This is a genomic window from Terrabacter sp. MAHUQ-38, from assembly GCF_014518425.1.
Classification (GTDB): domain Bacteria; phylum Actinomycetota; class Actinomycetes; order Actinomycetales; family Dermatophilaceae; genus Terrabacter.
The window spans coordinates 350,593-365,353 of the sequence record NZ_JACVCU010000001.1; the positions used below are offsets into that span (position 1 = coordinate 350,593).

The 14,761-nt window shown below is 73.1% G+C and carries 14 protein-coding genes and 3 riboswitches; of the genes, 8 read left to right on the top strand and 6 right to left on the bottom strand.

Features of this window, described 5'->3' with window-relative positions:
• Window positions 1-6: 6 nt before the first annotated feature.
• Window positions 7-3,660, bottom strand: a complete 3,654-nt coding sequence (gene cobN, locus H9I49_RS01700) for a cobaltochelatase subunit CobN (protein WP_188028589.1) — start codon at window positions 3,658-3,660, stop codon at window positions 7-9.
• A 41-nt stretch (window positions 3,661-3,701) separates the two neighbouring features.
• Window positions 3,702-3,837: riboswitch (cobalamin riboswitch) on the bottom strand.
• A 43-nt stretch (window positions 3,838-3,880) separates the two neighbouring features.
• Between cobN and H9I49_RS24270 the strand changes: the two genes are divergently transcribed.
• The 6 genes from H9I49_RS24270 to H9I49_RS01730 all read left to right on the top strand — a co-directional run bounded on the left by H9I49_RS24270 (window position 3,881) and on the right by H9I49_RS01730 (window position 9,537).
• Window positions 3,881-4,654, top strand: a complete 774-nt coding sequence (locus tag H9I49_RS24270; RefSeq protein WP_188028590.1) for a GNAT family N-acetyltransferase — start codon at window positions 3,881-3,883, stop codon at window positions 4,652-4,654.
• Window positions 4,655-4,699: 45 nt separating this feature from the next.
• Window positions 4,700-5,956 (top strand): precorrin-3B synthase, encoded by a 1,257-nt coding sequence (locus H9I49_RS01710; RefSeq protein ID WP_188028591.1) that lies wholly within the window; start codon window positions 4,700-4,702, stop codon window positions 5,954-5,956.
• The gene (locus H9I49_RS01715; RefSeq protein ID WP_370587385.1) at window positions 5,953-6,624 is read left to right on the top strand and encodes a precorrin-8X methylmutase; all 672 of its coding nucleotides are present in this window, start codon (window positions 5,953-5,955) and stop codon (window positions 6,622-6,624) included. The genes H9I49_RS01710 and H9I49_RS01715 overlap by 4 nt, the downstream gene beginning before the upstream one ends.
• Window positions 6,621-8,162 (top strand): precorrin-2 C(20)-methyltransferase, encoded by a 1,542-nt coding sequence (locus H9I49_RS01720; RefSeq protein ID WP_188028592.1) that lies wholly within the window; start codon window positions 6,621-6,623, stop codon window positions 8,160-8,162. Before H9I49_RS01715 ends, H9I49_RS01720 begins: the two co-directional genes overlap by 4 nt.
• Before the next feature lie 124 nt (window positions 8,163-8,286).
• On the top strand, window positions 8,287-8,937 hold the full coding sequence (locus H9I49_RS01725) for a bifunctional 2-polyprenyl-6-hydroxyphenol methylase/3-demethylubiquinol 3-O-methyltransferase UbiG (RefSeq protein WP_188028593.1): 651 nt from the start codon (window positions 8,287-8,289) through the stop codon (window positions 8,935-8,937).
• A gap of 147 nt (window positions 8,938-9,084) precedes the next feature.
• Window positions 9,085-9,537, top strand: coding sequence for a hypothetical protein (locus H9I49_RS01730; RefSeq protein WP_188028594.1), 453 nt, complete (start codon window positions 9,085-9,087; stop codon window positions 9,535-9,537).
• A gap of 33 nt (window positions 9,538-9,570) precedes the next feature.
• Here the strand turns inward: H9I49_RS01730 and H9I49_RS01735 are convergent, their stop codons facing one another.
• The 5 genes from H9I49_RS01735 to cbiE all read right to left on the bottom strand — a co-directional run bounded on the left by H9I49_RS01735 (window position 9,571) and on the right by cbiE (window position 13,205).
• A complete protein-coding gene (locus H9I49_RS01735; RefSeq protein ID WP_188028595.1) occupies window positions 9,571-9,954 on the bottom strand; it encodes a hypothetical protein in 384 nt (127 codons plus the stop codon).
• Entirely contained in the window at window positions 9,951-10,742 is a 792-nt protein-coding gene (locus H9I49_RS01740) for a CbtA family protein (RefSeq protein WP_223128222.1), read from the bottom strand. Before H9I49_RS01740 ends, H9I49_RS01735 begins: the two co-directional genes overlap by 4 nt.
• A gap of 7 nt (window positions 10,743-10,749) precedes the next feature.
• On the bottom strand, window positions 10,750-10,968 hold the full coding sequence (locus H9I49_RS01745; protein ID WP_188028597.1) for a CbtB-domain containing protein: 219 nt from the start codon (window positions 10,966-10,968) through the stop codon (window positions 10,750-10,752).
• 29 nt (window positions 10,969-10,997) lie between these two features.
• Window positions 10,998-11,184, bottom strand: a riboswitch (cobalamin riboswitch).
• Window positions 11,185-11,214: 30 nt separating this feature from the next.
• Window positions 11,215-11,979: a precorrin-4 C(11)-methyltransferase gene (cobM, locus tag H9I49_RS01750; protein ID WP_188028598.1), complete on the bottom strand. Its 765-nt coding sequence runs from the start codon at window positions 11,977-11,979 to the stop codon at window positions 11,215-11,217.
• Window positions 11,976-13,205, bottom strand: coding sequence for a precorrin-6y C5,15-methyltransferase (decarboxylating) subunit CbiE (cbiE, locus tag H9I49_RS01755; protein WP_188028599.1), 1,230 nt, complete (start codon window positions 13,203-13,205; stop codon window positions 11,976-11,978). Before cbiE ends, cobM begins: the two co-directional genes overlap by 4 nt.
• 144 nt (window positions 13,206-13,349) lie before the next feature.
• Here cbiE and H9I49_RS01760 point away from each other — a divergent pair, with 144 nt between their 5' ends.
• Both H9I49_RS01760 and H9I49_RS01765 read left to right on the top strand, forming a co-directional pair.
• Window positions 13,350-13,829 carry a hypothetical protein gene (locus tag H9I49_RS01760; RefSeq protein ID WP_188028600.1) on the top strand — a complete coding sequence of 160 codons (480 nt, stop codon included), beginning with the start codon at window positions 13,350-13,352 and terminating at the stop codon, window positions 13,827-13,829.
• Complete coding sequence (locus H9I49_RS01765) at window positions 13,826-14,566, top strand: hypothetical protein (protein ID WP_188028601.1); 741 nt, start codon at window positions 13,826-13,828, stop codon at window positions 14,564-14,566. Before H9I49_RS01760 ends, H9I49_RS01765 begins: the two co-directional genes overlap by 4 nt.
• Before the next feature lie 75 nt (window positions 14,567-14,641).
• Window positions 14,642-14,714, top strand: a riboswitch (cobalamin riboswitch).
• The last annotated feature ends 47 nt before the right edge of the window (window positions 14,715-14,761 follow it).

A 14,761-nucleotide genomic window follows, 5' to 3' on the forward strand; every position in this document is an offset into this window, starting at 1 on the left:
GGCGGGTCAGTCCTCGAGGTCGCCCTCGACGTCGAGGTAGACCTGCTGGAGCTCGGCGAGCAGCTCGGCGTCCGCCTCTTCCCACAGCCCGCGGTCGACGGCCTCGTGCAGACGCTCGATCATGCCGTGCAGCGCCCACGGGTTAGCGTGCTGGAGGAAGTCGCGATTCTCCTTGTCGAGCACGTACGTCTGCGCGAGCTGCTCGTACATCCAGTCCGTGACGACACCGGCCGTCGCGTCGAACCCGAAGAGGTAGTCCACCGTCGCGGCAAGCTCGAACGCGCCCTTGTACCCGTGCCGGCGCATCGCCGCGATCCACCGCGGGTTGACGACGCGGGCGCGGAAGACGCGCGCGGTCTCTTCCGTAAGGCTGCGCGTGCGGACCGAGTCGGGCGTCGTCGAGTCGCCGACGTACGCCCTGGGCTCGCGCCCGGTCAGCGCGCGGACCGTCGCGACCATGCCGCCGTGGTACTGGAAGTAGTCGTCGCTGTCGGCGATGTCGTGCTCGCGGGTGTCGATGTTCTTCGCGGCGACGTCCATGCGCGCGTACGTGCGCTCCATATCCGCGCGAGCCGGTATGCCGTCCAGCTCGCGCCCGTACGCGAAGCCGCCCCACGTCGCGTAGACCTCCGCGAGGTCCGCATCGGACCGCCAGCTGCCCGACTCGATGAGCGGGAGGATCCCGGCGCCGTAGGAGCCGGGCTTCGACCCGAAGATCCGGGTCGTGGCGCGGCGGGCGTCGCCGTGCTCGGCGAGGTCGGCCGCCACGTGGGCGCGCAGGTAGTTGTCGTCGGGCGACTCGTCGAGCTCGGACACGAGCCGCACGGCGTCGTCGAGCATCGCGATGACGTGCGGGAAGGCGTCGCGAAAGAACCCTGAGATGCGCACCGTGACGTCGATCCGCGGGCGGCCGAGCTCCGTGAGCGGGATGGGGTCGAGGCCCACGACGCGGCGCGACATCTCGTCCCAGCGCGGGCGCACGCCGAGCAGCGCCAGGACCTCGGCGATGTCGTCGCCGGACGTGCGCATCGCCGACGTGCCCCAGACCGACAGTCCGACGGACCGGGGCCACTCGCCGGTGTCGGCGCGGTGCCGGGCGAGCAGGTCGTCGGCGAGCGACTGGCCCGTCTCCCAGGCGAGCCGCGAGGGGATGGCCTTCGGGTCGACCGAGTAGAAGTTGCGCCCGGTCGGCAGCACGTTGACCAGACCTCGCAGCGGCGAGCCCGACGGGCCGGCAGGCACGTAGCCGCCGTCGAGGGCGTGCAGCACCGCATCGATCTCGCCCGTCGTCGCGAGCAGGCGCGGGACGACCTCACGGCACGCGAACGCCAGCGAACGGCATACGCCCTCGGTGTCCACCTGCGGGTCGGGACCGAGCTGGTCGCGCACGATGCCGGGCACGGCTGCCGCGTCCCAGCCGGCCTCGGCGAGGGCGGCGACGAGCGCGCTCGCCCGCTCCTCGGCGTCGTCGACGGACGAACGCTCGGAGTGCCCCTCACTCAGACCGAGCGCCGTCCGCAACCCCGGCACGGCGCCCACGGCGCCGGCGAAGACCTGGTTGGCCCGCAGGATCGCGAGCACGAGGTTGGTGAGGCCCTCCCTCGCGGGGGCCTCACCGAGGACGTGGAGGCCGTCCCGGATCTGGACGTCCTTGACCTCGCACAGCCACCCGTCGACGTGCATGACGAACTCGTCGAAGGCGTCGTCGTCCGGGCGGTCGGTGAGGCCGAGGTCGTGGTGCATCTGCGCGGCCTGGATGAGGGTCCAGATCTCGGCGCGCAGGGCCGGCGCCTTGGCCGGGTCCATGACGGAGACGTTGCCGTACTCGTCGAGCAGCTGCTCGAGGCGGGCGATGTCGCCGTAGGACTCGGCCCGCGCCATCGGCGGTACGAGGTGGTCGACGATCGTCGCGTGGGCGCGGCGCTTGGCCTGGCTGCCCTCGCCCGGGTCGTTGACGAGGAAGGGGTAGACGAGCGGGATCGACCCGACCGTCGCGTCGGGACCGCAGGCCGCGGACAGGGCGAGGTTCTTGCCGGGTAGCCACTCGAGGTTGCCGTGCTTGCCCATGTGGATGATGGCATGCGCGCCGAAATCCCTTGCGAGCCAGTCGTACACGGCCAGGTAGTGGTGCGTCGGCGGCAGGTCCGGGTCGTGGTAGATGGCGATCGGGTTCTCGCCGAAGCCACGCGGCGGCTGGACGAGCACGACGACGTTGCCGGCGCGGATGCTCGCGGCGACGAGCTCGCCGGCGGCGTCGGTGTGGCGGTCGACGAAGACCTCTCCCGGCGCCTCCCCCCAGTGCTCGGTCACGGCGTCCCGCAGCTCGGCCGGCAAGCGGTCGAAGTGCTCGCGGTAGCGCGCCGCGGGGATGCGCACGGGCTGGCCGGACAGCTGCTCCTGCGTCAGCCAGTCCTCGTCCTGGCCGCCGGCCTCGATGAGGGCGTGGATGAGCGCGTTGCCGGCCGTCGTGTCCGCGCTCTCGCCCTCGACGGGCTCGAGCGGTCCGGTGCCCGGGATGTCGCCGGGCTCGCCGAGGTCGTAGCCGGCGTCACGCATGGCGCGCAGCAGCCGGATGATCGACACGGGGGTGTCGAGGCCGACGGCGTTGCCGATGCGCGAGTGCTTCGAGGGGTACGCGGACAGGACGACCGCGATGCGCCGCTCGGCGGGCGGGGTGTGCCGCAGGCGGGCATGGTTGACCGCGAGGGTCGCGAGGCGGGCGCAGCGCTCGAGGTCGGGCACGTAGTGCGGCAGCCCGTCGGCGTCGGTCTCCTTGAAGGAGAAGGCGTTCGCGATGATGCGCCCGTCGAACTCGGGCACGGCCACCTGGGTGGCGACGTCGAGCGGGCTCATCCCGTCGTCGCTCGCGTCCCACTGCTCGCGGCTCCACGTCAGGCACAGCCCTTGGATGATCGGCACGTCGAGCGCGGCGAGGGCCTGCACGTCCCACGCCTCGTCGTCCTCGCCGGCCCCCGCGCCGGCCGGCTTCGTGCCGCCGGCCGCGAGCACGGTCGTGACGAGCACGTCGTATGCCGTGAGGTGCTCGAGGAGGTCGGCCGGGGCGTCGCGCAGCGACGAGACGTGCACGGGCACACCGATCCCGCCGGCGGCGTCGACGGCGTCGGCGAGAGCGTGGACGTAGGCGGTGTTCTCCGCGGCGAACTGGGCGCGGTAGAAGAGGATTCCGACACGCGGGCGCGGGCCGGTGCCGGCCACGGGAGCCGGGTCAGGCCGGTCGAGGACACCCCACGTCGGCATCGCGGCCGGCGGCTCGAACCCCTCGCCTGTCATGAGAAGCGTGTCCGCGAGGAACGCGTGCAGCTCGCGGAGGTTCGCCGCGCCACCCTCGGCGAGGTAGCGATGCGCCTCCGCCACGACTCCGGGCGCCACGGTCGAGAGGTCCATCAGGGCGGCGTTCGGGGTCTGCTCGCCGCCGAGGACGACCATCGGCTTGCCGGTGCCGCGGATGTGGCGGAAGCCCTCGCACAGGTCCTGCGGTCCGCCGAGGATGCGGGCCACGACGATGTCGGCGGCCTCGATCGCCTCCGCCATCGAGGTGTGGCCGGGTCGCGACGGGTTGGCGAGCAGGTAGTCGGCACCACTCCCGCGGGCGCACAGCAGGTCGGTGTCTGACGTCGAGAGCAGCGCGATGCGCGTCACAAGGATCTCCTCGGCGGGGTGTCCACGCCCCGCGGTCGTAAAGGATGTGAAGCGCTGCCGGCAGTTCCTGACTCACCGACCCTCGTCGGGCGGGCTCACAGTGGCGGGACCGTCCCGGACTCTCACCGGGTTCCTGGTCGACGACGCTCCGGTCACCCTAGCGGGTGGATAGCTCGCCATTCCGCTGCGGGCCGTCCCCGCTGCTGGCTAGCGTGCCAAGGTGACCGATCCCAGGGTGGCCGCGGTCGAGGGCAACCTCATCGCGCAGTTCCGACTCCTCGCTGCGACGGAGCACGTGCAGGCGCTCCCAGACGACGACGTCATCGCGTACACCAGCGACGTCGCGTTCCCGCTCTTCAACGCGATCAGCGGCGCACAGTTCGCCCCGGGCACCGAGGCGCGCCGCACGGCGGAGGTCCTCGACCACTTCCTCGCCCGCGGCCTCCCGTTCCTCTGGTGGGCCACTCCGTCGACCCTGACACCGGAGATGGATGCCGTGCTGCGGTCCCGCGGCCTCGCGCCGAGTGCCGAGCCGGGCATGCACGTGCCGCTCACCGCACCGCTCGACCCGCGTACGCCACCGGGCGTCGAGGTCGTGGTCAGCCCGGTGACGCCGGAGCTCGTCGACGTCATGACCGCGGGCTTCGGCTTCCCGGACCTCGTGTCCGAGCCGCTGCTGCACGCGCTCGCATCGGTCCCCGACGGGACCGCCTTCCACGTCCTCGCGCGGCTGGAGGGTGAGCCGGTGAGCGCCGGGTCGGTGTTCCGCACCGGGTCCATCGCCGGCATCTACAACATCGCCACCGTGGCGTCCGCCAGGCGACGCGGCACGGGGTATTCCGTCACCGCCACCCTCATGAACGTGGCCCGGGAACGGGGCTGCACCGAGGCCGTGCTCATGGCCTCCGCGATGGGCCGGCCGACCTACGAGCGACTCGGCTTCGTGGAGGTCTGCCAGACGCCCCAGTACGTCTGGGTGCCCGAGAGCGACTGAGACGGCGTTCTCGCGGGCACGCGATGCGGGCCTACCATGTGCCGCGTGACCGCCCCGACGAGCCGACCGCGCCAGGCCGCCGACGCCTGCCCCGGTGTGGGCCGACCGTTCGTGGCGGCTGACGGCTCCATCGTGCGGCTCCGACCGGCCGGCCGGCCGGTACCTGTCGAGGCACTCGCACGGCTGCTCGATCTCGTTGAGTCACAGCCGGATCCAGCGATCCAGCTGACGTCTCGCGCGGCCCTCCAGCTGCGCGGCCTGCCCGACCCGCTGTCGTGCTCGGTCCGTGAGTCGATCGAGTCGACCGGCCTCGTCCCGTCACTGTCGCACGAGCTCGTCCGCAACGTCGTCGCGTCGCCGCTCTCGGGCCTGGACGACGCCGGACACTGCGACGTGCGTCACGTCACGCGGGCCCTCGACGCCGCCCTCTGCGCCGACCCTGACCTCGCACGACTGGGTGGCCGGTTCCTGTTCGCACTCGACGACGGCCGCGGCGACGTCATCCGCGAGACCTTCGACCTCGGCGTGCTCGCCACGGGCCGGGGCCGCTGCGTCGTCCTCGCCGGGGGCACGCACCGGGGCTGGGACGTCCCGCTCGAGGCTGCCGTGCCGACGCTCCTCGCCCTGGCCCGCGAGTTCGTCGAGCGGACCCGAGGCGGCGAGACCGCCTGGCACGTGCACGAGCTCGACGCACCCCTCGGTCCCGCCCCCACGACAGGGGTCGACCTACCTGCGCGCCCCGCGCGTCCGCTCGGTGCGGTCGGCGACCACGCCGTCGTGGCCGTCCCCCTCGGCCTGCTCCGCCGCGAGCACGTCGGCGCCCTCGGGCGGGTCACCGACGAGGTACGCGTCACCCCGTGGCGCTCGCTCGTAGTCGAGCACGGTGCCGCCGCCCTGGCCGACCTCGAGGAGGCTGGTCTCGCCACCCACCCCGAGTCGGCGTGGCACCGCCTGCATGCGTGCACCGGCCTGCCCGGGTGCGCCCGTTCGGCGCTCGACACCCGCGCCCTCGCTCGCCGGCTGGCCCCGGTCCTGCCCGCCGGCCGTCTCCCCGTGCACGTCAGCGGGTGCGAGCGCCGCTGCGGCACGCCGTCGACGGCATACGTGGACATCCTGGCGCCGGTCTCTCCAGGCAGCGCCCTGCGGCAGGTCCGCGACGAGGACGCCCCATCCCGTCGAGACGCCGCGGAGGCGTGCGAAAGTGACCACTCGAGGATCGACGCAGAGCCACGTCGTCGAGTGGTCGATTCCGTACGGAACGAGAGTGACCAGTCGACGGGGGATGAGGAGGAGACGTCGTGACGGACGTGACCAATGACGTGCACGGCCCGCCGACCCGGCGGTACGAGTACGTCACCGACGGGGCGGAGATCTACCGCCGGTCGTTCGCCACGATCCGCGCCGAGGCCCGTCTCGACCACCTGCCCGAGGACGCGCGCGTCGTCGCGGTACGCATGGTGCACGCGAGCGGAGACGTCGAGCTGACCCAGCACATCGCCGTCCACCCCCGCCTCGTGTCGGCGGCACGCGAAGCGCTGAAGGCCGGGGCGCCGGTCCTCACCGACGCCCACATGATCGCGTCGGGCATCACCCGGGCGCGGCTGCCCCGCGACAACGAGGTCGTCTGCACCCTCCGTGACGAGCGCGTGCCGGCTCTGGCGAAGGCGTGGGGCACCACCCGGTCCGCTGCAGCCGTCTCGCTGTGGGGTGACCGTGTCGACGGCTCCGTCGTCGCGATCGGCAACGCCCCCACCGCCCTCTTCCACCTGCTCGAGACCATCGCCGACGGCGGCCCGAGGCCGGCTGCGATCGTCGGCATCCCCGTCGGCTTCATCGGCTCGGCCGAGTCGAAGACCGCCCTCGCCGAGAACCCGTTCGACATCCCCTGGCTCGTCGTCCGCGGGCGTCGCGGCGGCTCCGCGCTCGCCGCCTCCGCGGTCAACGCGCTGGCTCGCGAGGAGGAGCTGTGAGCGGCTGGCTGCGCGGCGTGGGTGTCGGCCCCGGCGACCCCGAGCTCGTCACCGTCAAGGCCGCGCGACTCATCGGCGAGGCCGACGTCGTCGCGTTCCACAGCGGACCACGCGGCGACTCCATCGCCCGGCGCATCGCCTCGTCCTACTTCGCCGACGGCGCCATCGAGGAGCTGCTGGTCTACCCGGTGACGACGGGCAGCACCGACCACCCGCTCGGCTACCACGGGCTCATGGCCGACTTCTACGACGAGTCCGCGGACCGCATTGCGGCACATCTCGACTCGGGTCGCAACGTGGTCGTCCTCGCCGAGGGCGACCCGCTCTTCTACGGCACGTACATGTACCTCCACGACCGCCTCGCCGACCGCTACGACACCGCCGTGGTCCCGGGTGTCACGTCCGTCAGCGGCTCGGCCGCCGCGGTCGCGACCGGCCTGTGCCGGCACGAGGACGTGCTGACGATCCTCCCCGGCACCCTGCCGGTGCCGGAGCTGGCCCGTCGCCTCGCCGACACGGAGGCTGCTGTCGTCATGAAGCTCGGCCGCACCTTCGAGAACGTCCGCGAGGCGCTGCGCCAGGCCGGCCGGCTCGAGGACGCGCGCTACGTCGAGCGGGCGAGCTCCGACGCCGAGCGCGTGCTACCCGTCTCGGACGTCGACGCCGCCACGGTGCCCTACATGTCGATGGTCGTCGTGCCTGGCAAGGACCTGCGTGCCGACGACGCGGGCCGGGCAGCATCGTCCGCGGCGACGGGGTCCTCCCAACGCGACGCCGACCCGGCTCCCGCGCTCGTCCGCGAGGTCGTCGGCGAGGTGGTCGTGGTGGGCCTCGGCCCGGGACCCGACCGGTGGTTGACCCCTGAGGCCACCGCAGCACTCGCCGAGGTCGGCCACGTCGTCGGCTACGCGCCGTACGTCAACCGGGTCCCGCACCGCGCGGGCCTGACCCGGCACGCGTCGGGCAACACCGTCGAGGTGGACCGGGCCCGCGACGCCCTCGAGCTGGCCCGCAAGGGCGAGCGGGTCGCCGTCGTCTCCGGTGGCGACGCCGGCGTCTTCGGCATGGCCTCAGCGGTCTTCGAGGCGGCGGACACGCACGGCTACGGCGACGTGCCGGTGAGGGTGCTGCCCGGCGTCACCGCGGCGCAGGCGGTCGCCGCACGGGCGGGCGCCCCGCTCGGCGGGGACTTCGCGATCATGTCGCTGTCCGACCGGCTCAAGCCGTGGTCGGTCATCGAGCGACGGCTCCGCGCCGCCGCCTCGGCCGACCTCGTCATCGCCCTCTACAACCCCGCGTCACGAAGCCGCACCGAGCAGATCGCCCGCGCCCGCGAGGTCCTCCTCGAGGAGCGGACGACGGACACCGTCGTCGTCGTCGGCCGCGACGTGGGCCGCGCCGAGGACTCGATCACCGTCACTACCCTCGGGGACCTCGACCCGGCAAGCATCGACATGAAGTGCCTCGTCGTCGTCTGCGCCTCCGGCACCCGGGTCACCGGACACGGGCAGGTGTGGACCCCACGCTTCGTCGACTGAGCGGCCCAAGGAGCCCCTTTGGGCTCACCTCAGGTCCTCCTCACAGGTGAGGCCGCTCCCGGGACGGCGTCGCTGGAGGCCCAGGCCGCTTCCGGAGCTCGTCCGAGGCGCGGATACTGCCGACATGGGCGGATGCTGCGAGCGGGCCGGGTACAACCGGATGTTCGGCGCCCGCTTCTCCCGGCACCTCGCAAGGCGCTACCGCCGGCGCGGCCTCGACCGGACCGCGACCCGGATGGTCGAGTTCCTCAGCGATCACGGCGTGGCCGGCGCCACCGTGCTCGAGATCGGCGGGGGTGTCGGGGCGATCCAGCTCGAGCTGCTGCGACGGGGCGCGGCCCGCGCCACCAACCTGGAGCTGGCGGACTCCTACGACGCCGACGCCGCCGTCCTGGCTGCGGAGGCCGGGGTCGCCGACCGCATCAGCCGCCGGCAGGTGGACCTGGCGCGTTCCCCTGAGGCGGTCGAGCAGCACGACATCGTGGTGCTGCACCGGGTCGTGTGCTGCTACCCGGACCACGAGAAGCTGCTGACCGCGGCAGCCGACCATGCTGCCCGCCTGCTCGTGTTCAGCCATCCACCGCGCAACCCGTTGGTCCGCAGCATCACCGCGGTCGAGAACCTGTGGTTCCGTGTGCGCGGCATCGCGTTCCGCACCTACGCGCACGACCCTGCGGCCATGACCGCCGCGGCACGGCGGCCACATCTGGTCGTCACCTATCGCCACCGCGGAATGTCCTGGCACATAGTCGGACTCAGCAGTCCGGCAGCCTGAAGGAGGTCTGCGAGGGACCGCGCCATCGGGGCGTCATCCAGCAGAGCTGCGTGCTCTGGCTGCGCGACGGGCACCCACGTCACGACGACGGCCAGGTCTGCCCCCCGGTTCGTCCACGCCGCCACGTGACAAGGCATGCTGGACGTCATGGATGACGAGTTCACCGACAGCGGGACGTCCGAGACCCGCGTCGACGCACCGGCGGACGACGCGTTCACCGACCACTTCACGAGCCCGATCTACGACGACGCCGAGGGCGAGTTCGCGCCCTTCGGCAACGACGAGGGTGCCGACCTGCTCGCCGAGTGGGCGGAGCGCGTCGACGAGCTCGGCCCGACCTCGACGGTCCGAGACCTGCTGGCCGACGGGTTCGACGACCCGGCGGACGTCGACGGCCTCATCGCGGACCTCGACACCGAGGACGACGTCGACGCCGCCTTCATCATCGTCGGTGCCGGTTTCACGCTGCTGCGCCTGACCGGCCAGATCGACGACGAGGGCCGACGTCTGGTCCTTCGGGCCCTCAGCACACTCGAGCTGTCCTACGGGGAGCAGCCGGAGCTGACGCGGATGCGCGACGACCTCGAGTCGTTCGTCTGAGCGCGCTCATCCGAGCGCGTTCATCCGAACGGGTCAGACCGCCGCCCAGGACAGGGCCAGGCCGCTCGGCGCGAACGCCCGCTGGCCGACCGTCTCGGGCACCGGCCCGACGCCGGGACCACCCAGCCGAACCCAGCGGGTGATGTCGTCGACGGCAGCGTCGTCGAGCACCGCGCGCAGCCACACCGGCCGCCCGCCGGCGCGACGGCCGGCGGGCGAGGGCGTCACGACGACCACGTTCGACTCGTCGCACGCGAGCAGGCAGTCGCTGCGCAGCACGCGCGCGTGACCACGGGTGCCAGCCTCGAGGCGGCCGAGGAGCCCGTCGTGGTCGACCCCGGGATGCTTGCGTTCGGTGCCGCAGCAGCAGTCCCGGCAGACGCGGACGATGCAGACGTCGTCGCCGTATGCCGTCACGCCGAGACGGCTGCGAAGGGCCCGGCCTGCTCCACGTCCCCCGAGCGCCGGGGCGCCGCGGCCCGCTCCATGAGCAGGCCGAAGACGAGCCCGAGCGTCAGCCACATGACCGCGAGCTGGGCCAGCGACGCGAGCCGGAAGTCCCAGAGCAGCGCGGCCGGCACGTCGGCGGGCACCGTGTCGGGCGATCCCGGCACGAGGAGGAGCACCAGTGCGACGAGGACGACGACCGCGACCGTGTCGAGCGCCCAGCGCGTCGGCGCCGCTGTGCCGCGTCCCGCGATCCAGCGGTCGAGCATGGGAACGACGAGGGCGATCGCCACGCCGAGGAGGAGGACGACGGCATAGAGCAGGGTGCGCCGGCCGACGGTGGCCGGGTCTCCCACGGCGGGCGGGTTCGACGGGATCTTCACGGCCGGAAGGAGACTCACGGCCGAGAAGGCCACAGCGGCGAGCACCATGGAGCGCCCGAAGTCGCCACGGCCGGGGAGCCGCTCGTGGAGCCGGGCGAAGACCACCGCGAAGATGACGCCGACCGCGATCCCGACGAGGACCGAGGTGACGGCACCGCCGACGACCTGCGCGGCACGCGATACGAGGGGCTCGCCGTCACCGTGGGCATGCAGGACGAGCGGTGCGGACTGGCCGCCGTGGAGCGAGCGAGCGTCCTCGACCGCGAGCGCTCGACGGATGACGGGCTCGACGACGAGCCAGATGACGGCCGCCGCCGCGAGGCCGGCGGACACGCCGGCCAGGACTCCGCGCCGCAGCACGGAGCCGAAGCTCATCCCCACGTCAGTGGCAGGGGACGCCAAGAGCGTGGCGCGCGTCGTGCGTCAGCTCGTGGAGCATCTGGGCAGCGGGCGCGCTGAGGAGGGCGCCGTTCTCCTGCGAGAGGAAGTAGAGCGTGAAGACCGCGCACGCGAGCAGGAGCCACGCCCAGACGGGGACCCGGATGGGGGTGACGATCGGGGTGGTGGAGGGGACGGCGGGAGCCGATGCAGCAGTGGCCATGGCAGGTTGACCCTTTCTTTCCATGCCTCGTGGACAGATCACGCCGCAGCCGGTCTCCTGGCTTCCAGATCGTCGCGCCTCCCCGCCTTCCCAACGACCCGGCTTCGAACCTGCGGTCGCCAGTGGCGATGGTGGGGACTTGCTCCCTGGTCACAGTGGCGAGGACCACGTCGGAGTCACACCGACTTCCCGTGCACTGCGGCCCTCGCATCCTGACACACGCCGCCGCGACGCGCCACGGGGGCCCTAGTCGCGCGGCCGGTTGCGCGTGACGCGCGTGCCGTAGAGGTGCGACTCGACGAAGTCGTCGGTGTCGCGCGCCGCGAGGGCGTGGCCGACGAGGATGACGGCGGCCTGGCGCAGGCCGGCGGCCTCGACCTGGTCGGCGATGTCGGTCAGGGTGCCGCGCAGCACGAGCTGGTCGGGCTGCTCGGCGTTGGCGACGACGACGACCGGGCAGTCGGAGCCGTAGTCGTCGACGAGGGTCGCCATCAGCTCGCGCGTGCGGCGGATCGCGAGGTGCAGCACGAGCGTCGCCCGCGAGCGCGCGAAGTGGGCGAGCGACTCGGTCTCGGGCATCTGCGTGGAGTCCCGGTGGGCCCGGGTGAGCACGACCGACTGGGCGACCTCGGGCACCGTGAGCTCGCGTCCGAGGAGCGCTGCCGCCGCGGCGTAGGCCGGCACGCCGGGCGTGATGTCCCACGGGACCCCGGCACGGTCGAGCCGTCGCGTCTGCTCCGCGATGGCCGAGTAGATCGACGGGTCGCCGGAGCAGAGCCTGGCGACGGCGTGGCCGGCCTCGTGCGCCCGGACGCAGTGCTCGGTGATCGCGTCGAGGTCGAGGTGCTGGGTGTCGACGAGGGTGGCACCGTCGGCGCAGTGGGCGAGCACCTCGGGCCCGATGTACGTGCCTGCATAGAGGCAGACCTGTGACTCACCGATGAGACGCACGGCCCGCAGCGTGAGCAGATCGGCGGCCCCCGGTCCGGCCCCGATGAAGTGGACGGTCATGCATTGACCTCCGGATCCTCTTGCAGCACAGGCTTCTCCACGGACCACTGGACGATCGAACGGGCCGGCTTCCATCCGTGGAACGAGCCGATCTCGTCGAGGTCCTCCACGGCGATGCGGCTCATCGAGCCACCGTGCCGTCGACGCGCGTCGTGGAGGAGCAGCTCAGTCTCGACGGTGACACCGTGGACGACCAGCCGTCCGCCGGGTGCGAGAGCCGCCCAGCACGTGGCGAGCAGGTCGGCGGTCGCGCCGCCGCCGACGAAGACGGCGTCGGGTCGGGGCAGGGTCGCGACGGCGTCCTCCGACGGCGCCTCGACGACGTGCAGGCCCGGGACCCCGAGGGCTCTGGCGTTGCCGCGCACGCGCTGGGCCCGCGCGGGATCGCGCTCGACGGCGTGCACCTCGTTGCGGGGATGCTGGCGCGCGAACTCGATGCCGACCGACCCGGCGCCGGCCCCGAGGTCCCACATCACGTCGCCGGGCTGGGGTGCGAGGTGCGCGAGCGCGGCGGCCCGCACGATGCGCTTGGTCAGCTGCCCGTCGTGCTCGTATGCCGTCTCGGGCAGTCCCGGCACCAGCGACCTCGCGCGGGGCCGGGGGTGGGCGTCGCACTCGACGCAGACGAGGTGCAGCCGAGGTGTGGGACGGCCGTCCCACGATGCGGCCACACCGTCGGTGCGGGACTCGGCCACCGACCCTAGGTCGCCGAGGACGGTGAGCCGGCTGTCGGCATACCCCTCCTCGACGAGCAGCGCGGCGATGCGGGACGGCCCGTCGTCGCCCGAGGTCAGCACGACCAGCCGGGCGCGGGGAGCCAGGTCGCGGCGCAGCCGGTCGACGTCGCGGCCGACGAGGGTCACGACGTCGGACTCCTCGGCGGACCAGCCCATCCGGGCCCTCGCGAGTGCCACCGACGACACCGCGGGGTGCAGGCGCACCCGGTCGGCACCGAGCTCGCGCACGAGCGTGGCCCCGATGCCGGAAACGAGGGGGTCCCCGCTCGCGAGCACGACGACCCGGGAGCCGGCCAGGCCGTCGAGCAGGCTGCGCAGACCGGGCAGCAGCGGGGAGGGCCACGGCACGAGACGTCGCCCGGGGGTGGACTCGAGCATGGCCAGGTGCCGTTCGCCGCCGACGACGACCCCGGCCTCGTCGACCATGCGGCGCTCGTCGGGGCCGAGGGACCCCAACCCGGACGCACCGACGCCGACCACCTCGATCACAGCGGCGACCCTAGCGTGCGCGATCCGGACCCAGCCGAATTGGCCGTTCCGCCCCGGTAAGCCCGTTCGTGAGGCCATGATGTGACTCGCACGCCGTCGGGGGACCGCGTGCAACCTTGAGCAGCAGGGGGAGGAAGCACGTACATGAGTGACGCCCACCCGGCCATGGGCCGTGCCCGGATGCCGCGGATGACGACGATCAGCACGAGCGGGGGACACGTGTCGATCGCCGTGCCCGCGAGCTGGGAGACCGTCGAGCTCGGTCCCGGGGGCGACGTCGTCGCCGCCGTCGAGCCCGACGACGGGAGCCGGTTCCGCACCAACTTCGTGCTGGCGACGCCGGCCGCCGACGGCCCGCTGCCCGACTGGGACGCCGGCGACGTCCTCGTGCTCGACCGCGACGACGTGCAGGTCGCAGGTCACCCCGGGACGCACCGCGTCACGACGCACGCGACACCCGCCGAGGAGTCGGTGACGACCGAGTCGTGGGCGACGGTCGTCGACGGACGAGCCGTCACCCTGACAGCGAACATCGGGACCCTGCGGGTCGGGGAGCTGGCGCGGCTGGTCGACGCCGTCGCTGCGAGCATCGCCGTCCGCCGACGTGAGGGAGTTCACGCATGAGCGTCATGTTCGACGCGACGACGGCCGGGCTGCGGCTCGACGCCGAGTCCTTCATCGCCCTGGCGGAGTACGCCACCGACCCCGCGGGAGCCTGCGACCGCACGCTGCGCGACCTCGCCGACGTCGGCGCCGTCGTCGACGGGGCACCCCATCCGGCGCTGCGCGGGGGACTCGCGGCGGTGACGAACTCGCTGGCCTCGCTGCAGGTGCTCGTCACCGACCCGGAGGGCGTGGCCCTGCACCAGGGCTGGCTGGCCCGGGTGTCGGCGATGCTCACCGACCTCGGCGACGGCACCTACGACTTCGAGTCGGTGGGTACGGAGTTCGTGCCCACGACCGTCGCGCGGCTCGCCGGGCTGGGGCCACGGCCACGGCTGGCTGCCGTCACCGTCACCGTCGACGAAGAGGTGCTCGACGGCCTCGTGTCCAACGCGGCGAGACGCCGCGCGTCGGCGGGCGAGGCCCTCGCCGACCTGCTCGCCCCCTGGCCCGCGGTGTCCGCGGCCGCCCGGGTGGGCGGGTGGCGCACCGCGTGCGTCGACATCGCCTTCCCCGTGCGCGACCGCACCGTCGCACGCCGGCTCGCCTGGGTCGACACCGACGCCGGCCTGTTGCGCGTCGAGGCCGACGACCGTGGCCCCGTGCTCGTGCCGACGACACCCACCGACCTGTGGCGTGCCCTCGTCTCGATCCTGCCGGCCGACCTCGACACCGACTCGGTGGTCTGCCCGGCCTGAGCCTGCGGATCCTCCTCCGATCCGCCACGCGCGTGTCCCGCCGGACGTGGCAGACTGCGCGTGGCGACTGGGGAGGAATCCGGTGCGAATCCGGAGCGGTCCCGCCACTGTGAACCACCGGCCGTGAGGTCGGCCGGAAGCCAGGGCATCCCCCGTCGCTGGTCGCGCCCGCCGGGCGCGACCGGTCCACCGACG